Here is a 17,871-nt window from a genome sequence, read left to right as displayed (position 1 = left end):
AAACGATCAACCAGCCGTGCTGACCCCCGCAGCAAGGCTGAAAACGGCTTCCGCTCATTGAGCGACAAGCCCCGTTGTTGGCCGGTATCCGGGCTGATGGAGCGCCGTTCAACACCTTCCCAGTGCTTGCGCACCAGTGGTTTGCTGGTTGAACAGTGAGGCTGGGCCTCGTCCACTTACCGTTGCGGGGACAGCTCAGGTTAGGTTCGTCACGTCGTGACCCACCCTCCTGATTCCCGTTGAACTGCACCCGCCGTGAAGGCGGGCGCGAGCACCAACGGCGCGGATTCTATCGGCCGGCGCCGTTGGTCTTGGTGGCGTTGGTGGCCGGCTTCTTCGGCTTGACCGTCTTGGGCGGCTGCAGGTGCACGACCTGCGGTCCGCTGGCGGGCTGGGGCAGCGGCGGCAGCGTCTGCAGGCCCACATGCTGGCTGCGCTGGCGGCGCGCCTCGGCCTCGCTGGCGCGGCGGGCGTTGGCCAGCGCCGCCGCCTGCTTGGCTTCGGCCAGGTGCCGGTTGCGCGCGGCGCGGCTGTCGGCGTCGCTGGGCTGGTCGTAGTCGACGCTGTTGGCGGTGGCCGCGCCCGTGGGGCAGGGCGAGTCACGCAGTTCGCGGCCGTCCGGCCCGCAGCGATAAACCTGCGCTCGGCGTACCTGGGTCTGCGACAGCGCCGGCAGGGCGATGCTCAGGGCCAGGGCGACGAGCAGGGGTTTCATGGCACCGGAGTTTCTACCGGGGGCAGGGGTTTTGGGGGCTTGGGCCGCGGTGGCTTGGCGTGAATTTTCGCGAGCGCCTTGTCCATCTCGCCGCGCAGCATCAGCTCCACGGCGCCGTAGCTCTTCTCGATGCAGTCCTCCACCGCTTGGCGCTCCGCCAGCGGTGGCTTGCGCAGCACATAGCCAGCCACTTCATCCTTGTGCCCCGGGTGGCCGATGCCCAGCCGCAGCCGCCAGAAGTCGCCGCTGCCCAGCTGGGCGCGCATGTCCTTCAAGCCGTTGTGGCCGCCGTCGCCGCCGCCCTTCTTGAACTTCATCTCGCCAGGGGCCAAGTCCAGCTCGTCGTGGATGGCCAGGATCTCTTCCGGCGCGATCTTGAAGAAGCGCGCCAGCGCCGCGACCGACTTGCCGGAAAGGTTCATGTAGGTCATGGGCTGCAGCAGCCAGATCGGGCCGCTGGCGCCCGGCGCGTTGTTCGCGCGCGCCACGAGGCCGTGATAGGCCTTGTCCGGCGCCAGGCTCACCTTGAGCCCGCGTGCCAGGCCGTCGACCCACCAGAAGCCGGCGTTGTGGCGGGTGTCTTCGTATTCGGCGCCCGGGTTGCCCAGGCCGACAAGCAAGCGAATCATGGACGTGGATTATCGAGGGGCCAGAAAGCAGAAAAGGGCCCTCTCGGGCCCTTTCCATTCGGCAGGTCTGCCGGGAAGAAATTACTTCTTCTTCTTCTTCTTGCCGTCGTCGGCGGCCGGAGCGGCGGCCACGACGATTTCTTCAGCGACCGGGGCGACCGGCGTCGCGACAACCGGGTTCGGCTTGCCGTGCGTGACGACCTTGACGCCGGCGGGCAGCTTGATGTCGTTGACGTGCAGCGAGTGACCTTGGGTCAGGCCGGACAGGTCCACCTCGATGAACTCGGGCAGTTGCTGGGCCAGGCAGGCGATTTCCAGCTCGGTGATGACGTGGTTGACCGTGCACTTGTCGGTCTTGACCGCGACGGACGTCTCTTCACCGACGAAGTGCAGCGGCACCTTCTTGGTGATCTTGGTCGTGGCGTCCACGCGCTGGAAGTCGCAGTGCAGCACTTGCGGCTTGTACGGGTGCACCTGGAAGTCACGCAGCAAGACCTGGGTCACGGCGCCGTTCAGCTCCATGTCCAGCAGGGAGCTGTGGAAGGCTTCCTTCTTGAGGGCGTGATAGAGCGCGTTGTGATCGAGTTCGATCAGTGCGGGCTCACCGGCGCCGTAAACGATACCCGGCACCTTGCCGGCCACACGCAGGCGGCGGCTCGCTCCGGTCCCCTGCAACTTGCGCTCGAAGGCAACAAACTTCATGGTTTTCTCCAAAAAAGAGAAACGGCACCCGCGACCAGGTACCGTTGAAAAGCCGTCTTGCGACGGCGGCGGAATCTCCGCTCAGAAGTTGTTGTTCTGCTCGGAGAAAAGGGAGGGCCACGCTTGCGGGAGGGACCCTACTCGGACGGATCAGAAATTGTTGTTCTGCTCCGAGAAAAGACTTGTGACCGACTCGCCATCGGAAATACGGCGGATGGTTTCGGCAAACAGGAAGGCCACCGACAACTGGCGGATGTTCTTGCAGGCCTTGGCGGCGTCGGTCAGCGGAATGGTGTTGGTGATGACGACTTCGTCGAGCTGCGAGTTGGCGATGCGCTCGATGGCCGGGCCCGACAGGATGGGGTGGGTGCAGTAGGCGAACACGCTCTTGGCGCCGCGCGCCTTCAGCACCTCGGCCGCCTTCACCAGCGTGCCGGCGGTGTCGATCATGTCGTCCATGATCACGCAGTTGCGGCCGTCGATGTCGCCGATGACGTGCATGACTTCGGAGACGTTGGCGGCCGGCCGGCGCTTGTCGATGATGGCCAGGTCGCAGCCCAGCTGCTTGGCCAGCGCGCGGGCGCGCACGACGCCGCCGACGTCCGGGCTGACAACGACGAGGTTGTTGTAGTTGCGGCTCTTCAGGTCCGACAGCAGAACCGGCGAGGCGTAAATGTTGTCGACCGGGATGTCGAAGAAGCCCTGGATCTGGTCGGCGTGCAGGTCCATCGTCAGCACGCGCTCGACGCCCACGGTCTCCAGGCAGTTGGCGACGACCTTGGCCGAGATGGGCACGCGGGTGGAACGCGGGCGGCGGTCCTGGCGGGCGTAGCCGTAGTAGGGGATGACGGCGGTGATGCGGCGGGCGCTGGAGCGCTTGAGCGCGTCCGCCATGATCAGCAGCTCCATCAGGTTCTCGTTCGTCGGCGCGCAGGTGGGCTGGATGACGAACACGTCGCGGGCGCGGACGTTCTGCTGGATCTCGACGGTCACCTCGCCGTCCGAGAAACGACCGACCACCGCCTTGCCGAGTTCGAGGCCGAGGTGGGTGGCAATCTCTTGGGAGAGGACCGGGTTCGCGTTGCCGGTGAAGAGAACCGTGTTGAGCAGCACTGTGCTTCCTTGAGTCAGTGGCCCGCTGAAGAAAGAGCCGGTTCAGCGAAATACAGAAGAAATTTGGCAGGGGAGGAAGGACTCGAACCCTCGCATGTCGGAATCAAAATCCGATGCCTTGACCAACTTGGCGACTCCCCTACACAGGACACAGCAGAGCTGCTGCACCCTATAACTTGCTTCAGTCGGCCCAGCCCGCGAGCGGGTGTTGAGCCAAGCTGCGGCAGATTCGACCGATCCACGCTGCAGGCTGAGCCTGCAGCAATGTCGCCAGGGACTGGTCGTCATTGCCTTCTTTTTCTTTTCCAACTCCGGCGAGCACTGAGAAAACCGCAGCGCCTGAGCCCGTCATCCGGGCGTTGCCGAATTGCTTCGACATCAGCGCAAGGGCCTCTCGGACGTCACTGCTGATCGCTTCTGCTGCGGGCTGGAGGTCGTTTCGACCAAAGCCTTCGCATAAGTTTTCTGCAGTTCCAGCCAGGGCGGGAAAGCCCGCGACTATAGCCAGGTTTTCGCTCCTTGCCAAGAGATCGCTTGAAAAGATGTCTTTGGTCGCCAGTCCGGCCGGGCCCTTGACGACGGCGAAGCGCTGCTCGGGCAGCGTTAGCGGATGCAGGATTTCGCCGATGCCCTCGACGAAGGCCGGGCCGCCGCCGAGGAAGAAGGGCACGTCGGCGCCCAGCTTCAGTCCCAGGGCCAGCAGCCGGTCCAGCGGCAGTCGCAGGTCCCAGAGCCGGTTCAGCGCGAGCAGCGTGGTGGCGGCGTCGGAAGAGCCTCCGCCCATGCCGGCGCCGGCGGGCAAGCGCTTTTCCAGGTGGATGTCGGCGCCCAGCGTGCAGCCGGTCTCCAGCCGCAGCAGCCGCGCGGCGCGCAGGCAGAGGTCATCGGCAGGAAGGTCACCGCCGAGTACGTCGTGGCGGGCCAGCCGGCCGTCGGCGCGCAGTTCGACATGCAGCGTGTCCGCCCAGTCGATGAGCACGAACACCGACTGCAGCAGGTGATAGCCATCGGCGCGTTTGCCGACGACGTGCAGGAAGAGATTCAGCTTGGCCGGCGCGGCCAGGTCATGGAGTGCCTTCATCGCCCCCATCCAATCTGGCGCGCAGCGTGACGACCGGGTCGGCCAGGCGCGTGGCGACGAGGGCGGGCAGCTTGGGCTCGATGCGCCAGCCCAGTTGCTCGAAGCCGTTGGCCGTCTTCTGGTGCGGCGCCGCCGGCCAGGGGCGGGCGTTGAGCCAGTCGAACAGCGCGGCGACGGGCACGGTCTCGCCCAGCATCTCGCGGGTCAGCGCGTCGAGGTCGTCGAAGCGCCGCTCGCCATCGGGCGTCTGCAGCGATACGAGGCCCGGCTGCCAGCTGGCGCGGGCGACCAGCGTGCCCAGCGGCGAGGTCAGGTCCAGCCGGCCGGCCTGCGCGTCGCCGATCAGCTCGAAGCTGGCCGCGCCGCCGCTGCCGCGGTTGTGCACGGTGCCAGCCACGGTCACGCTGAGGCGACCGCTGAGGCGGGCTTCGGTGCTCGCCGCAGGCGGCGCCTGCGGCACCTGCGCGCAACCGGCCAGGGCCAGTGCGAGGATGACGGCGGCGGCCCTCAAAGCTTCACCTTCAGGCGGTCCAGCGTCTCGCGCAGCGCCTCGTTGCCGGGCTCGCGCTGCAGGCCTTCGGTGAACACGCGTCGCGCCTCGTCCTGGGCGCCGCTGACCCACAACACCTCGCCGAGGTGGGCGGCGATCTCGGCGTCGGGCCGGCCGGTGTGCGCCTCGCGCAGCAGCCGTGCGGCTTCGGGCAGGTTGCCCAGGCGGAACTCCACCCAGCCCAGGCTGTCGACGATGAAGGCCTCGCCCGGCGCCAGCTGCAGGGCGCGCTCGATGAGCTGCTTGGCTTCTGGCAGGCGCACATTGCGATCGGCCATGGAATAGCCCAGCGCGTTGTAGGCGTGGTGGTGCGTCGGCTTCATTTCAATGACCCGGCGCAGCAGGCCTTCCATCTCGTCGAAGCGGCCCAGCTTCTCGCTCATCATGGCCTGCTCGTAGATCAGGTCGGTGTCGTCCTTGAAGCGCTCGGTGGCGGTCTTCAGGACGGCGAAGGCGCCGGCGTAGTCGCGGTGCTCGCGCAGCAGTTGGGCCTCGGCGAGCAGCGCGGCGCGGGCCTCGGTGTCGTCCGCGTTGGCGGCCGGCTGCAGCAGCTTGCGGCCCTCGGCTAGCTTGCCTTGGCGGGCCAGCAGGCTGGCGCGGCGAAAGCGCACGTCCAGCCCGGTGCCGTCCACCTTCAGCAGCGCGGCCTCGGCGGCCTTCAGGTCGCCGCGCTGCTCGGCCACCTGGGCCAGCAGCAGCCAGGCGCTCTGGCGGCCGTCGACACGGGCCTTGATGTCGGTGTCGCTGCCGGCGGCCGGCGTGTCCAGGCGCTTCAGCGCTTCGCGCAGCGCGGCCTCGGCGGCAGGCAGATGCTTGAGGTCCAGTTCCAGCGCGCCCAGTGCCAGCCAGGGCGCGGGGTTGTCCGGCGTGGCTTCGGTGAGCAGGCGGAACTCGCGCGCCGCCTCCGCCGGGCGCTGGCCCTTGACCAGGGCGCGGGCATAGGCCTGGCGCAGTGCGTGCTGGTCGGGCTTGAGCTTGAGGCGCTCGGTGACGAGGCCCTCGGCTTGCGGCTCAGCAGGCAGCAGGTCGACGGCCAGCTGCATCGCGTCGTCGCCGTCGGGCTGGGCGCGGGCCAATTCACGGGTCAGCGCGAGGGCACGGGCGTTCTCGCCGGCATTGATGGCCAGCCGCGCCTCGGTGAACAGGGCCGCAGGCTTGAGGTCGCCGGTCTGCGCCTGCAGCACGGGGGCCAGCGCAGCGAGCACGGCCTTGGGGTCGGGCGAGCGCTGGAACAGGCGCGGCAGCGAGGCCAGCAGCCCCGGGCGCTGCTCGGCGGGCGACAGGCGCAGCAGAGCGCGCAGCGGCTGCGGTACCTCGGCGGGCTTGTTCAGCAGGCCCAGCAGCTGCACGATGGTCTGGTGGGCTTCGCTGGACGTGGGCACCGTGTCGGCCCAGGCGCGCGCAGCCAGCAGTGCCTGGTCACCGGCGCGGGCCTGCAGCGCGATGTTGACGACGCGCTTGAACAGCTCCGCGTCGCCGGTGCGGCGCGCGGCATCCAGCAGCACCTGGAAGGCCACGCCGGCCTGGCCGTTGTTCAGCTCCAGTTCGCCGATCAGCAGTTGGTAGAAGAGAGGCGCGTCCATGGCCGAGTTGGTCGGCGGCTTGGACGGGGCCTGCTGGGCATGGGCGGCATGCAGGCCCAGCAGCAGGGCAGTGGCACAGGCGATGCGGCGTAGCGTGAACGGCATTCAGACTCCGAGAACAGGCGCTGATTATGATTTCGCCCTCATGCCCGAGTTGCCCGAAGTCGAAGTCACGCGCCGCAGCTTTGCAGGCGCCATCCACGGAGCCCGGGTGACCGGTCTGCGCCTGGGAAAACCCCTGCGCTGGCCCATCGGCGTTGACCCCGAAACGCTGCTCGGCACCCTGGTCGGCAGCGTGCAAAGAAGGGGTAAATATTTGTGGCTGCCGCTGGAGAACAGCGGCGGGCTGCTGATGCACCTGGGCATGTCGGGTTCACTGGCCTTCCTCGACACGACGCCGGCCGCCGGGGCACATGACCACTTCGACCTGCACACCGACCGTGGCCTGCTGCGGCTGACCGACCCGCGCCGCTTTGGGGCCGTTGTCTGGGGCGCGGCGCTGGACGCCGAGCCGGTGGCCACGCTGCTGGGCAGCCTGGGCCTGGAGCCCTTCGACGAGCGCTTCGACGGCCTGCACCTGCACGCGGCTTTGAGCGGCCGGCGCGTCGCCATCAAGCAGGCGCTGCTTGCGGGCGACATCGTCGTTGGCGCCGGCAACATCTACGCCTGTGAGGCGCTGTTCATGGCCGGCATCGATCCGCGCCTGCCCGCCGGCAAACTGAGCCGGCCGCGTGCGGACAAGCTGGCGCTGGCCGTGCGCACGGTGCTGGGCCAGGCGCTGGAGGCCGGCGGCACGACGCTGCGCGACTTCCGCGATGCGCACGGCGTGGCCGGCAGCTTCCAGATGCAGGCCCAGGTCTACGGCCGCGAAGGCGAGTCCTGCCGGAGTTGCGGCACGGCCATCCGGCGCATCGTGCAGGGCGCGCGTTCCACTTTTTTCTGCCCGTCATGCCAGAAGCGCTGATCCAGGATTTCGGCAAGACCGTCGTCGCCTGGCAGCGCCGCCATGGTCGCCACACGCTGCCCTGGCAGAACACGCGCGACCCGTATCGCGTCTGGCTGTCCGAGGTCATGCTGCAGCAGACGCAGGTGACGACGGTGCTGGGCTACTACGAGCGCTTTCTCACGCGCTGGCCCAAGGTCACCGACCTCGCTGCGGCGACGCTGGACGAAGTGTTGGCGCAATGGGCCGGCCTGGGCTACTACAGCCGCGCGCGCAACCTGCATGGCTGCGCCAAGGCGGTGGCCGAGCTGCATGGCGGCGCGTTCCCCGGCACGGCGGCGGGCCTGCAGACGCTGCCCGGCATCGGCCGCTCCACCGCAGCTGCCATCGCCGCGTTCTGCTTCGGCGAGCGGGTGGCCATCCTGGACGGCAATGTGAAGCGGGTGCTGGGTCGCGTGCTCGCCTTTGATGGTGACCTCGCCAGCAGCGCCGCCGAGAAGCGCTTGTGGGACCTCGCCACCGAACTGCTGCCCGAACAGGACGTGGACCGCTACACGCAAGGCCTGATGGACCTCGGCGCGACGGTCTGTGGCGCACGCTCACCCGACTGCCTGATCTGCCCCGTGCAGCCCATGTGCCGTGGCCAGCAGCAAGGCGACCCGACGCGCTACCCCGTCAAGACGCGCAAGCTCAAGCGCGGCCGGCGCGAGAACTGGTGGCTGTGGGTGGAGAAGCAGGGCCAGGTCTTGCTGCACCAGCGCCCGGCCACGGGCGTGTGGGCGGGGCTGTGGACGCTGCCGATGTTCGACGACGAGGCGAGTGCCCGCGCGGCCCTGCCCGGCGGCGAGCTGGCGACGCTGCCGCGCATCCAGCACGCGCTGACCCACTTCGACTGGGTGCTGCACACGCTGCGGGCCGATGCGCCCGAGGGTGCGCTGCCAGGCGGCACCTGGGTGGCGCGGGAGAAACTAGCGAGCTATGCGTTGCCCGCGCCCCTGAAGAAGCTGATCGAGGAAAGTTGAATGAGACCCGACATCAAGAGCGGCATCGAATACGCGTTGATCACGCTGTTGGCGGCCGGGCTCTGCCTGTGGCTGCTGATCAGTGGCGCGAACGAGGAGGACCCGCCGGTGGCCCGACTCGCGCTGACGGGGCTGGGCCTGATAGTGACCGGCGCGATGCACTGTGTCTTCATGATGCAGCTGGTGCGCCGCACGGGCCGGTCGTTTGCGCCGTGGTTCGTGGCCATCGTCATCTTCATGCCGGTAGGGACTGCCGTGCTGCTGGCCTTGCTGCTGGGCGAATCCGAGGCGTCGGAGAGCTGACCGCAGCGGCTTCTAGAACAGGGCCGCAAGGCGCCGCACGGCGGCCTCTGAGTGGGCGCGGTCGGGCCGCAGGTCGGCGTTGCCGAAGTCGTGCTCGCCCATCGCCGCGATGAGCAGGCCGTCGCGGCGCGGCAGCGCAACGACGTTCTGTCCGCGATAGATCACCGCATAGTCCACCTCGGGTTGCGGGATGAGCCGTGCCGTCTGGCCGCGCACGGGCGTCAGGCTCGCGTCGGCCATCAGCGTGCGCGCGCCATCGCCGGTGCAGTTGACGACCAGGCGCTCGGGCAGGCGGGCCAGGTCACGCGGCTGGCGGAATTCGCGCTGCACCAGCTCGCCACCGTCACGTGCGAAGTCGTCCAGCAACAGGCGCTGGTAGGCCGGGATGTTGAAGACCAACTGCGTGAAGCGTCGCGCATGGGCCGCATGGAAGGGGTGCTCGCCAGCGGCCAGGGCCTTGCCGTGCGGTCGCAGGTCGGCGTGCAGGTGCGGATAGTCGGGCTCGCCGACGTGGCCGGGCACTGGCGCATCGAAACCGTCGTCGGCCAGCAGGTAGCCGTCATGCCATTCCACCGGCCCCGAGGGCAGCCCCAGATAGCTCTGGTGCACCTTGAACGATGCGCGGGCCATGGCCACCCAATCGGCCTGCCAGGCGGGGCTGGCGTGCTCGCTGGTGACGATGCGCGAGTCCGGCGTCCACAGACCCGTGGCAGCCGAGGAGTGGACGTGCGGCGGCCTGTCCTTGGCATACAGCCGCACCTTGAAGCCGGCCTGCTGGGCCGTGCGCGCCGTCGTCAGGCCGATGGCGCCGCAGCCGACGACGGCGATGCGCTCGCCGGGTCGCGCCTGGGCGTGGATGATCGCCAGCGCGCGCTGCGCCGAGCCCCAGCTCAGCGACCAACCGCTGCCGCCGTGGCCGTAGTGATGGACGATGTGCTTGCTGAACAGCCGCTCGGCCTCGATGCGCGGCCCTTGGGCACGGAACGGGCGGATGCCGACGGCGATGTCGATGATGCGGTCGACGCTGATGCGCATCGCGGCGGGCGCGCGTGGCAGGGCGAAGTCGAGCGCGCGCGCAGGCAGGGTGAGGGCCGCGCCTGCGGCGGCTAGCAGATGACGGCGCTGCATGCTCAGGGTGCTTTGCGCGCCAGCGACTTGCGGATCAGCGCCGCGTCGCGCAGCCGATGCGCCGAGCCGTCGGCGTCCAGCAGCACGACGGTGATCGGGCGTTTGCCGTTGAGGATGCGCATGGCCAGGCAGCGGCCGGCTTCCTCGGTGTAGCCGGTCTTGGAGACGCGGATGTTCCAGCCCTTGGCGCCAACGAGCCGGTTGGTGTTGCGGATCTCGCGTTGGCGCCCGTCCACCGGCACCTTGGCCTTTTTCAGGCTGGTGATGCGCTCGATCTCGCGGTAGCGCGCGGCGGCGGCGGTGATGGCGGCCATCTCGGTCGCCGTCGACGTGTTGGCCGGCGACAGGCCGGTCGGCTCGGCGATGGACGTGCGGTTCAGGCCCAGCTTGCGCAGCTTGGCGTTCACGGCCTTCACGAAGCCGGCCTCGCCGCCGGGGAAGGTGCGGGCCAGCGCGGCTGCGGCGCGGTTCTCGGACTCCATCAGCGCCATCTCCAGCGCCGCCTGGCGCGTCATCCGCGTGCCGACGCGAACGCGCGAGCGGCTGTGCTTGAGCGTGTCGACGTCGTCGCTGGTGATGCGCAGCTTCTCGGCCGGGTCCAGCTTGGCGTCGAGCACGACCATGGCCGTCAACAGCTTGGTCAGCGAGGCGATGGGCACGATGGCGTCGGCATTGCGCGACATCAGCACCTCGCCGGTCGCGTCGTCCACGACGACGACATGCTTGGCATTGACCGGCAGGCGCAACTCCTGCGCTGGCTTTACCTCTGCGGCCACGGTCTTTGCAGGCGCGGGCGGCTCCGGTATGTCGCGGCCCCGGGCCTGCACGACAAAGCTGGTCGCCGCGATCAACAGCGCCGGCAGCGCCAGCTTCCAGCCGGTGGCCTGCGGCTTCGGGGCCAGCAGGCGCTCGATGCGGCGCAGCAGGTCGCCGCCGCGCGCGGCCAGTGCCACGGCTGGCAGCGGGCGGGGCTGAAGCTCGCTGAGCGCATGCAGCGCCCGGGCCAGGCGGCGCGGGTCGTCGAGCAGATCGGCCGAGATCTCGTCGGCCACCAACTCGCGCTCGGCGCGCATGCGGGCCGACAGCCACCAGACGACGGGATGGAAGAACAGCAGCGCCTCGACCGCGCTCTGCAGCAGGTTGGCCAGATAGTCCCAGCGCCGCACGTGGGCAAGCTCGTGGGCAAGCAGCGCTTCGAGCAGGTCGACGGGCAGGCGGCTGAGCAGCGCGGCCGGCAGCAGCACGCAGGGCTTGAGCGTGCCCAGCGTGATCGGCCCGGGCAGGTCGGGCAGTAGCCGCAGGCTGACGACGCGCTTCAGGCCGAGGCGGCGGGCAAGCACATCGAGCCGCACCTGCCATTGCTCGGGTGCCGGCATGCTGCGGCTGCGCGCGCGCGCCACCCAGGCCAGGCCCAGCGCCAGGCGGCCCAGCATCAGCGCCGCGCCCAGTCCCCAGGCGGTCACCAGGGCCGGCATCTGCTCGACAAGCGTCGCCTCGCCGGCGAACTCGACTTCGGTCGGCGCCAGGTCCAGGCACTGCGCCAGCGGCAGCACCAGGCACAGCAGCATGGCGATCGCGCAGACGGCATAGCGCCAGCGCGCCGACGCGCTGCGCAGCAGGCCCAGCAGCAGTGCTGCCCCGGCGCCGATGACGGCGCCCTGCCAGACGAAGTTCACGAGGGCCCAGCCCCAGGCATTCATGGCGAGCGTTAGGCTCATGCGTCATCTCCGGTCTTGGTCAGCAGCCGGCGGATCTCCGCGCGCTCCTTGGCGCTGACATGGTTCTTCAGGGCCGCCAGCACCAGCGCCTTGCCCGAGCCGGCAAAGGCCTTGGCAATGAAGTCCCGCACGAGCGACTGCTGCAGCTTCTCCTGCGCGTGCACCGGCGCGTAGCGCTGCGGGCGCTGGCTCTCGTCGCGGCTCAGCAGCCCCTTGCCGTGCATGACCTGCAGCTGGCGCAGCACGGTGGCGTAAGTGGCCTCGGGGCGGTCGGGCTGCAAGGCCTCGTGCACGGTCTTGGCGTCGGCCGGGCCGAGGCGCCACAGGACCTGCAGCAGGTCCAGCTCGGCAGCGGTGGGCCGTGCGGCGGCGGTGGTTTTGGTGCTCATGCTTTTCAGCATAGATGTTCTAGAACGCATTGTCTAGAACTGGAGTTCTGAATTCCGGGGTTCGGTTCATGGCCTGTGCCGCCGAAACCGTGGCCAGGCTTGGCACCAGAAATTCACGCAAGCCTGTCGGGCGGCTGTCGGGCAGCCCGTCCTCGGTCGCAGAATCGGGGGGTACAAGAAGCCGGGCGGTTCTACCAGCACCGGCGCCGACCGAGACAACCGACCTCATGAGTCCACCGCGCCCTTCGCCGCCTGCTGATCCGGTGGCGCACTCACCGACGATGGCCAGCCGTCGGCATTGCCTGGGCCTCGGGCTCGCGGGGCTGGTGGGCGCCGCCCAGGGCCAGGCGGCACCGGCGGGCCGGGGGCCGGTGTTGCGCTATCCGGCGCCCCAGTCGCCGCTGGACAAACGCTCGCTGGATTTGGTCAACCTGCTGGACGCGGCGCTGCGCCGGACCGAGGCCAGCCATGGCCCCGTGCGGCTGGAGCCCTCCGACGAGGTGCTGACCGAGCTGCGTCAGTTCGTGGAGCTGAATGCTGACCGCGGCTTGCTGCATGTGACCTGGGCCACGCCGTCCACCCAGCGCAAGACACGCGCCAAGCCCGTGCTTTTCGACGCCCGTCGCGGCCTGCTGGGCATGCGCGTGTCGCTGGTCGACGAGCGGCGGCTGCCGGACCTGGCCAAGGTGACCGACCTGGCCGCGTTGCGGCGCTTCACCGTCGGCCAGGGTCTGGGCTGGCCGGACGTCGATGTCTACCGGGCCAGCGGCCTGCAGGTGTTCACCGTGTCCGGCTACGAGAACCTGTTTCGCATGCTGCTGGCCGGCCGCTTCGACCTGTTCCCGCGTGGCGTGGGCGAGGTGTTCGATGAGTTCGAGGCACGGCACGCGCAGATGCAAAAGCTGGCCGTTGAGCCAAGCCTGCTGCTGGTCTATCCCTACCCGTACTACTTCTACTTCGCGCCCAGCCAGGCGGCGCTGGCGGCGCGGGTCGAGAAGGGCTTGAGGGCGATGCAGGCGGATGGCAGTTTCGATGCACACCTGTGGCGCCATCACGGCGCGTCGGTGGCGCGCGCCAAGTTCGCCAAGCCGCGCGTGGTGCGCCTGAGTAACCCGAACCTGGACCCGGCTGCGGCGAGTGACTTCGAGGCCAACCTGGCCTACTGGATGAAGCTTCCGTTGGCATATCGGTGAGCCCCTCGTCCAGTCTTGCGCCGCTGAACGCGGGCAAGCCTGGACGGTCCCCCAAGGGGACGGCGATGTTTGCGGCATCGAGCCGCAAGCACATCGCCAGCCGGGCCGGCTTGGGAGCGGCCCAGCGCTCGGCCCGAACACCCAGCTTCAGTGTCAGCGCGCGTCGAGTTCGCGATGCCGCTTGAGCACATGGCCGTGATGGCCGAACTGCCGCGCCAGCATCTCGACCAGATAGACCGAGCGATGCTGGCCGCCTGTGCAGCCGATGGCCACGGTCAGGTAGCTGCGCTGGTCCGCCGCGAAGTTGGGCAGCCAGCGCGACAGGAAGCCGGCGATCTGGCCCATCATCATGCCGACCTCGGGCTGGGCCGCGAGATAGGCCGCGACCGGGGCGTCGCGCCCCGTGAGCGGCCGCAGCTCGCGGTCGTAGTAGGGGTTGGGCAGCACGCGCACGTCGAAGACGAAATCCGCGTCGCTGGGCACGCCGTGCTTGAAGGCAAAGCTCTCGAACACCAGCGTCAGCTTGTTGCTGGCATTGGGGCCGACGAGGTCGCCGAGCCAGGCGCGCAGCTGCGCCGGGCGCAGCTGGCTGGTGTCGATGACGGTGGACTCCGCCTTCAGGCCGACCAGCAGTTCCCGCTCCAGCTGTATGGCATCGAGCAACAGGCGGTGGCTGTCCGAATTGGCCCCGCCCGGCTGCACGGCGCCGGTGGTGCGCCCGTCGCGCAGCGGGTGCGGGCGGCGTGTCTCGGAGAAGCGCCGCATCAGCGCGTCGTCGCTGGCGTCCAGGAAGATGGAGCGCACCGGCACGCCCATGGCGCGCAGTTCCTTCAGCAGAGGCAGCATGAGCGGCAGCGAGCCGGCCGAGCGCACGTCCACGGCAATGGCGACGCGGCGCTCGCCGCGCTGTTCTTCCAGCTTCAGGAAGTCCATCAGCAGCTCGGCGGGCAGGTTGTCGACGCAGAAATAGCCTGCGTCCTCCAGCACGTGCATGGCCACCGACTTGCCGCCGCCGGACATGCCGGTCAGCAACACGACGTCGCCCTGCAGGTCGGTCTCGGGGGTGTTGTCGCTCATGGCCTGGCCTTCCTCGGCTTGGTCGCCTGGGTTGTCACCGTGGAGGCGGCCAGCATCTCCTCGGCGTGGGCGAGGCTGGTGGACGACAGCCGCTCACCACCCAACATGCGCGCGATCTCCGCGACGCGCGCCTCGCCGGCCACCGGCGTGACGCGGCTGGCCGTGGCGCCCTGCTGCAGGCTCTTGGCGACGACGAGATGACGGTCAGCGCAGGCAGCCACCTGCGGCAGGTGGGTGACGGCCAGCACCTGGCGGTCGCGCCCCAGCTGCTTCATGAGCCGGCCCACGGTCTCGGCCACGGCGCCGCCGATGCCGACGTCGATCTCGTCGAAGATCAGCGTGCCCGGCGCATCGCTGCTGGCGGCCTGGCTGGCCGTCACGGAGATGGCCAGCGCGATGCGCGACAGCTCGCCGCCCGAGGCCACCTTGGCCAGTGGCCGCGGCGTGCTGCCGGCATGGCCGGCGACGAGGAATTCAGCGGCCTCCAGGCCGTAGCTCTGCGGCCCGTCGGTCGGCTGCAGCGCGATGTCGAACAGCCCGCCGGCCATGCCGAGCTGCTGCATCGCGGCCGTGACGGCGGCGGCCAGCCGGGGCGCCGCATCCTGCCGCGTGCGGGTGGCGGCGCGGGCCTGGGCGTCGAAGGCCTGGCGGGCGGCGGTGAGAGATGCTTCGAGCAGCGCCGGGTCGCTGGCGGCGTCCAGTGCGGCGAGCTCGGCGCGCCATTGCGCCAGCAGCGCCGGCAGCTCCTGCGGCTGGCGGCGGTAGCGGCGCGCCAGCGACATCCAGGCCGAGACGCGCTCGTCCAGCTCCGCCAGGCGGGCGGGGTCGAGGTCTGCCTTGTGCAGATAGCCGGCCAGCGTGTGGCTGGCATCGGCCAGCTGGGCCTGCACGTCGCGCAGCGCCTGCACGGCGGGCAACAGGCGAGGGTCGTGGTCGAGCACGCGCTCCAGCTGGTCCAGCGCGCCGCCGGCCAGCGACTGGGCGCTGGGCTCGGCGTCGTCCAGCGCATCCAGCGCCGAGCGCGCCGCGTCGATCAGCGACTGGCCATGCGACAGCCGCGCATGCTCGGCGTTCAGCTCGTCCCACTCGCCTTCGGCGGGCGCCAGGCCGTCCAGCTCGCCGATCTGCCAGGCCAGGCGCTCGCGTTCCCGCAGTGCGTCTGCCTGCCGACCCTGGGCCGCCTGCAGCGCCTCCAGCGCCTGCTTCCAGGTGGCGTAGGCGCGGGCCAGCGGCGCGGTGTCCAGGCCGGCGAAGCCGTCCAGCAGCTCGCGCACGGCGGCTGGGCGGGTCAGGCCCTGCCAGGCATGCTGGCCGTGGATGTCGAGCAGGTGGTCGGCCAGCTCGCGCAGCTGCGTGGCGGTGGCCGCGCCGCCGTTGATCCACGCGCGGCTCTTGCCGGCGGCGTCGATGACGCGCCTCAGCAGCAGCGCGTCGTCGGCGGCGTCGAAGCCCGCCTCGTCCAACCAGGCGCGCAGATGCGCGGGCGTATCGAACTCGGCGGTGATCTCGGCCTTGGCCGCGCCCTCGCGCACGACGCCGGCGTCGGCCCGGCCGCCTAGGGCCAACTGCAACGCGTCGATGAGGATGGACTTACCCGCGCCGGTCTCGCCGGTCAGCACGGCGAAGCCGGGCTCGAAGTCGAGTTCGAGCGTGGGCACGATGACGAAGTCTTTGAGGGACAGATGGCGAAGCATCAGAGATACCAACGAAGTTTGCGACGCAGCGTCGCGTAGTAGCTCCAGCCCTCGGGATGCAGGAAGCGGACTTGATGCTGGCTGCGCCGCACGGTGATGCGGTCGCCGTGCAGCAGGCTGGCCAGGCTCTGCATGTCGAAGTTCACCGACGCGTCGCGGCCGGCGACGATCTCCAGGCTGACCTCGCCCAGGTCCGGCAGCACGATGGGCCGGTTGGACAGCGTGTGCGGCGCGATCGGCACCAGCAGCCAGCCGGCGATGCTGGGGTGCATGAGCGGCCCGCCGGCCGACAGCGCATAGGCCGTGGAGCCGGTGGGCGAGGCGACGATGAGGCCATCGGCGCGCATGTTGGCGACGAACTGCTCGCCCACCGAGACCTTCAACTCCACCATGCCCGCCGTGCCGCCGCGGCTGACGACCACGTCATTGAGTGCCAGGCCCGAGAAGATGGACTCGCCGTCACGCAGCACGGCGCCTTCCAGCATCGCGCGCGATTCCACCTCGTAGTCGCCGGCCAGCACGGGCGCCAGCGACTCGCGCCAGCGTTCGATGGGGATGTCGGTGATGAAGCCCAGGCGCCCCTGGTTGATGCCCAGCAGCGGCACGCCGTAACGCGCCATCTCACGGGCAAAGCCCAACATCGTGCCGTCGCCGCCGACGACGACGGCCAGGTCGCAGGCCTTGCCGAGTTCGTCGTGGGAGAGGGCGTCATAGCCCGTCATGCCGGTGTTGAGCGCGGTCTCCGCTTCCAGCGAAACGTCGATGCCGTGGATGCACAAAAATTGGGCAATTTCCTCCAGCACCGGCCTGATGCCCGGCGCTTGATGCTTGCCCACGATGGCGACATGTCTGAAGCGCTCGGCCATGCGGCAAATTACACCACAGGGGTATCGCCTCTCCATGAAGGAAAGGGCGTGTCCATAGAATGCAGAGATGCTCGACGAGCGCTCCAAATCCCTGCTGAAAACCCTGGTCGAACGCTATATCGCGGACGGTCAGCCCGTGGGTTCGCGCACGCTGTCCAAGGCTTCCGGCCTGGAGCTGAGCCCGGCCACCATCCGCAACGTGATGGCCGACCTGGAGGAGCTGGGCCTCATCGCCAGCCCGCACACCAGCGCCGGCCGGGTGCCGACGCCGCGCGGCTACCGCCTGTTCGTCGACACGATGCTGACGGCCCAGCCCGGCCTCATCGGCGTGGAGACGACGCGGCTGCAGCCCGACCAGCCGCAGCGCGTCATCGCCAGCGCGGCGCAGATGCTGTCCAACCTGTCGAGCTTTGTCGGCGTCGTCACGTCGCCCAAGAAGCCCAGCGTCTTCCACCACATCGAGTTCCTGCGCCTGGGCGAGCGGCGCGTGCTGGTCATCCTCGTCTCGCCCGACGGTGACGTGCAGAACCGGGTCATCTTCACCGCGCAAGACCTGACCCAGGGCGAACTCGCCGAGGCCAGCAACCGCCTGAACAACGGCTATGCCGGGTTGACGCTGGAGGGTGTGCGTGAACGCCTGCGCAGCGAAGTCGACGAACTGCGTGGCGAGATTGCCCAGCTGATGAGTGCGGCCGTCAAGGTGGGCACCGAGGCCATGGAGCAGCCGGACGAGCAAGTCGTCGTCTCCGGCGAGCGCAACCTGCTGACCGTGCAGGACTTCAGCCATGACATGGGGAGCCTGCGCCGCCTGTTCGACCTGTTCGAGCAGAAGACCCAGCTGATGCGCCTGCTCGACACCTCCAGCCGCGCCGAGGGCGTGCGCATCTACATCGGCGGCGAGAGCCAGGTCGTGCCCTACGAGGAGTTGTCCATCGTGTCTGCGCCCTACGAGGTGGACGGCCAGGTTGTGGGCACGCTGGGCGTCATCGGCCCCACGCGCATGGCCTACGACCGCATGATCCAGATCGTCGACATCACATCGCGGATGGTGGGGCAGGCGCTCAGCCAGCGGTGACTAGAATCCGGCCCTTCTTCCAGACTGGAAGTTGTTGTTCAGTGGGCCGTTAGCTCAGTTGGTTAGAGCAGAGGACTCATAGCGAAAGTT

The 17,871-nt window shown here is 69.3% G+C and carries 18 protein-coding genes, 1 tRNA gene and 1 riboswitch; of the genes, 5 read left to right on the top strand and 14 right to left on the bottom strand.

Annotated features, from left to right (window positions below; all coding sequences use genetic code 11):
- Positions 1 to 62: 62 nt before the first annotated feature.
- Positions 63 to 294: riboswitch (cobalamin riboswitch) on the bottom strand.
- From ACG00Y_RS11620 to ACG00Y_RS11585, 8 genes are all read right to left on the bottom strand, one after another.
- Positions 290 to 715 carry a hypothetical protein gene (locus ACG00Y_RS11620; RefSeq protein ID WP_394478933.1) on the bottom strand — a complete coding sequence of 142 codons (426 nt, stop codon included), beginning with the start codon at positions 713 to 715 and terminating at the stop codon, positions 290 to 292. (Overlaps the previous riboswitch by 5 nt.)
- Positions 712 to 1,344 carry an aminoacyl-tRNA hydrolase gene (pth, locus tag ACG00Y_RS11615; RefSeq protein WP_394478931.1) on the bottom strand — a complete coding sequence of 211 codons (633 nt, stop codon included), beginning with the start codon at positions 1,342 to 1,344 and terminating at the stop codon, positions 712 to 714. The genes ACG00Y_RS11620 and pth overlap by 4 nt, the downstream gene beginning before the upstream one ends.
- A gap of 81 nt (positions 1,345 to 1,425) precedes the next feature.
- On the bottom strand, positions 1,426 to 2,046 hold the full coding sequence (locus ACG00Y_RS11610) for a 50S ribosomal protein L25/general stress protein Ctc (protein ID WP_394478929.1): 621 nt from the start codon (positions 2,044 to 2,046) through the stop codon (positions 1,426 to 1,428).
- 150 nt (positions 2,047 to 2,196) lie between these two features.
- The gene (locus ACG00Y_RS11605; RefSeq protein ID WP_394478928.1) at positions 2,197 to 3,159 is read right to left on the bottom strand and encodes a ribose-phosphate pyrophosphokinase; all 963 of its coding nucleotides are present in this window, start codon (positions 3,157 to 3,159) and stop codon (positions 2,197 to 2,199) included.
- A 64-nt stretch (positions 3,160 to 3,223) separates the two neighbouring features.
- Positions 3,224 to 3,300, bottom strand: a tRNA-Gln gene (locus ACG00Y_RS11600).
- 40 nt (positions 3,301 to 3,340) lie between these two features.
- Entirely contained in the window at positions 3,341 to 4,240 is a 900-nt protein-coding gene (ispE, locus tag ACG00Y_RS11595) for a 4-(cytidine 5'-diphospho)-2-C-methyl-D-erythritol kinase (protein ID WP_394478927.1), read from the bottom strand.
- Positions 4,224 to 4,751 carry an outer membrane lipoprotein LolB gene (locus ACG00Y_RS11590; protein WP_394478926.1) on the bottom strand — a complete coding sequence of 176 codons (528 nt, stop codon included), beginning with the start codon at positions 4,749 to 4,751 and terminating at the stop codon, positions 4,224 to 4,226. The genes ispE and ACG00Y_RS11590 overlap by 17 nt, the downstream gene beginning before the upstream one ends.
- Positions 4,748 to 6,478 carry a tetratricopeptide repeat protein gene (locus tag ACG00Y_RS11585; RefSeq protein ID WP_394478924.1) on the bottom strand — a complete coding sequence of 577 codons (1,731 nt, stop codon included), beginning with the start codon at positions 6,476 to 6,478 and terminating at the stop codon, positions 4,748 to 4,750. Before ACG00Y_RS11585 ends, ACG00Y_RS11590 begins: the two co-directional genes overlap by 4 nt.
- A 40-nt stretch (positions 6,479 to 6,518) precedes the next feature.
- Between ACG00Y_RS11585 and mutM the strand changes: the two genes are divergently transcribed.
- Genes mutM through ACG00Y_RS11570 form a run of 3 tightly spaced genes read left to right on the top strand, consistent with a single transcriptional unit; the run spans position 6,519 to position 8,641 of the window.
- On the top strand, positions 6,519 to 7,337 hold the full coding sequence (gene mutM, locus ACG00Y_RS11580; RefSeq protein ID WP_394478922.1) for a bifunctional DNA-formamidopyrimidine glycosylase/DNA-(apurinic or apyrimidinic site) lyase: 819 nt from the start codon (positions 6,519 to 6,521) through the stop codon (positions 7,335 to 7,337).
- The gene (gene mutY, locus ACG00Y_RS11575) at positions 7,322 to 8,338 is read left to right on the top strand and encodes an A/G-specific adenine glycosylase (RefSeq protein WP_394478921.1); all 1,017 of its coding nucleotides are present in this window, start codon (positions 7,322 to 7,324) and stop codon (positions 8,336 to 8,338) included. Before mutM ends, mutY begins: the two co-directional genes overlap by 16 nt.
- Positions 8,339 to 8,641 (top strand): hypothetical protein, encoded by a 303-nt coding sequence (locus tag ACG00Y_RS11570; protein ID WP_394478919.1) that lies wholly within the window; start codon positions 8,339 to 8,341, stop codon positions 8,639 to 8,641.
- A gap of 12 nt (positions 8,642 to 8,653) precedes the next feature.
- Here the strand turns inward: ACG00Y_RS11570 and ACG00Y_RS11565 are convergent, their stop codons facing one another.
- Genes ACG00Y_RS11565 through ACG00Y_RS11555 form a run of 3 tightly spaced genes read right to left on the bottom strand, consistent with a single transcriptional unit; the run spans position 8,654 to position 11,876 of the window.
- Positions 8,654 to 9,769: an FAD-dependent oxidoreductase gene (locus ACG00Y_RS11565; RefSeq protein WP_394478917.1), complete on the bottom strand. Its 1,116-nt coding sequence runs from the start codon at positions 9,767 to 9,769 to the stop codon at positions 8,654 to 8,656.
- A gap of 2 nt (positions 9,770 to 9,771) precedes the next feature.
- Positions 9,772 to 11,487, bottom strand: coding sequence for a M56 family metallopeptidase (locus tag ACG00Y_RS11560; protein WP_394478915.1), 1,716 nt, complete (start codon positions 11,485 to 11,487; stop codon positions 9,772 to 9,774).
- Entirely contained in the window at positions 11,484 to 11,876 is a 393-nt protein-coding gene (locus tag ACG00Y_RS11555) for a BlaI/MecI/CopY family transcriptional regulator (protein WP_394478913.1), read from the bottom strand. Before ACG00Y_RS11555 ends, ACG00Y_RS11560 begins: the two co-directional genes overlap by 4 nt.
- Positions 11,877 to 12,103: 227 nt before the next feature.
- On the opposite strand from ACG00Y_RS11555, the gene ACG00Y_RS11550 reads away from it, so the two are divergent.
- Positions 12,104 to 13,069 (top strand): hypothetical protein, encoded by a 966-nt coding sequence (locus tag ACG00Y_RS11550; RefSeq protein WP_394478911.1) that lies wholly within the window; start codon positions 12,104 to 12,106, stop codon positions 13,067 to 13,069.
- A 153-nt stretch (positions 13,070 to 13,222) separates the two neighbouring features.
- Here ACG00Y_RS11550 and rapZ read toward each other — a convergent pair whose 3' ends face one another.
- Genes rapZ through ACG00Y_RS11535 form a run of 3 tightly spaced genes read right to left on the bottom strand, consistent with a single transcriptional unit; the run spans position 13,223 to position 16,706 of the window.
- On the bottom strand, positions 13,223 to 14,146 hold the full coding sequence (gene rapZ / locus ACG00Y_RS11545) for an RNase adapter RapZ (RefSeq protein WP_394478909.1): 924 nt from the start codon (positions 14,144 to 14,146) through the stop codon (positions 13,223 to 13,225).
- Positions 14,143 to 15,840: a DNA repair protein RecN gene (recN, locus tag ACG00Y_RS11540; protein ID WP_394478907.1), complete on the bottom strand. Its 1,698-nt coding sequence runs from the start codon at positions 15,838 to 15,840 to the stop codon at positions 14,143 to 14,145. Before recN ends, rapZ begins: the two co-directional genes overlap by 4 nt.
- The gene (locus ACG00Y_RS11535) at positions 15,840 to 16,706 is read right to left on the bottom strand and encodes an NAD kinase (RefSeq protein WP_394478905.1); all 867 of its coding nucleotides are present in this window, start codon (positions 16,704 to 16,706) and stop codon (positions 15,840 to 15,842) included. Before ACG00Y_RS11535 ends, recN begins: the two co-directional genes overlap by 1 nt.
- Positions 16,707 to 16,773: 67 nt before the next feature.
- Between ACG00Y_RS11535 and hrcA the strand changes: the two genes are divergently transcribed.
- Positions 16,774 to 17,781 (top strand): heat-inducible transcriptional repressor HrcA, encoded by a 1,008-nt coding sequence (hrcA, locus tag ACG00Y_RS11530; protein WP_394478903.1) that lies wholly within the window; start codon positions 16,774 to 16,776, stop codon positions 17,779 to 17,781.
- Positions 17,782 to 17,871 lie beyond the last annotated feature (90 nt).

Origin of the sequence: Pelomonas parva, from assembly GCF_043555835.1 — a bacterium.
GTDB lineage: Bacteria > Pseudomonadota > Gammaproteobacteria > Burkholderiales > Burkholderiaceae_C > Pelomonas > Pelomonas parva.
The sequence above is the reverse complement of the archived record's forward strand: the minus strand, read 5'-3'. Positions and strand labels throughout refer to the sequence as shown.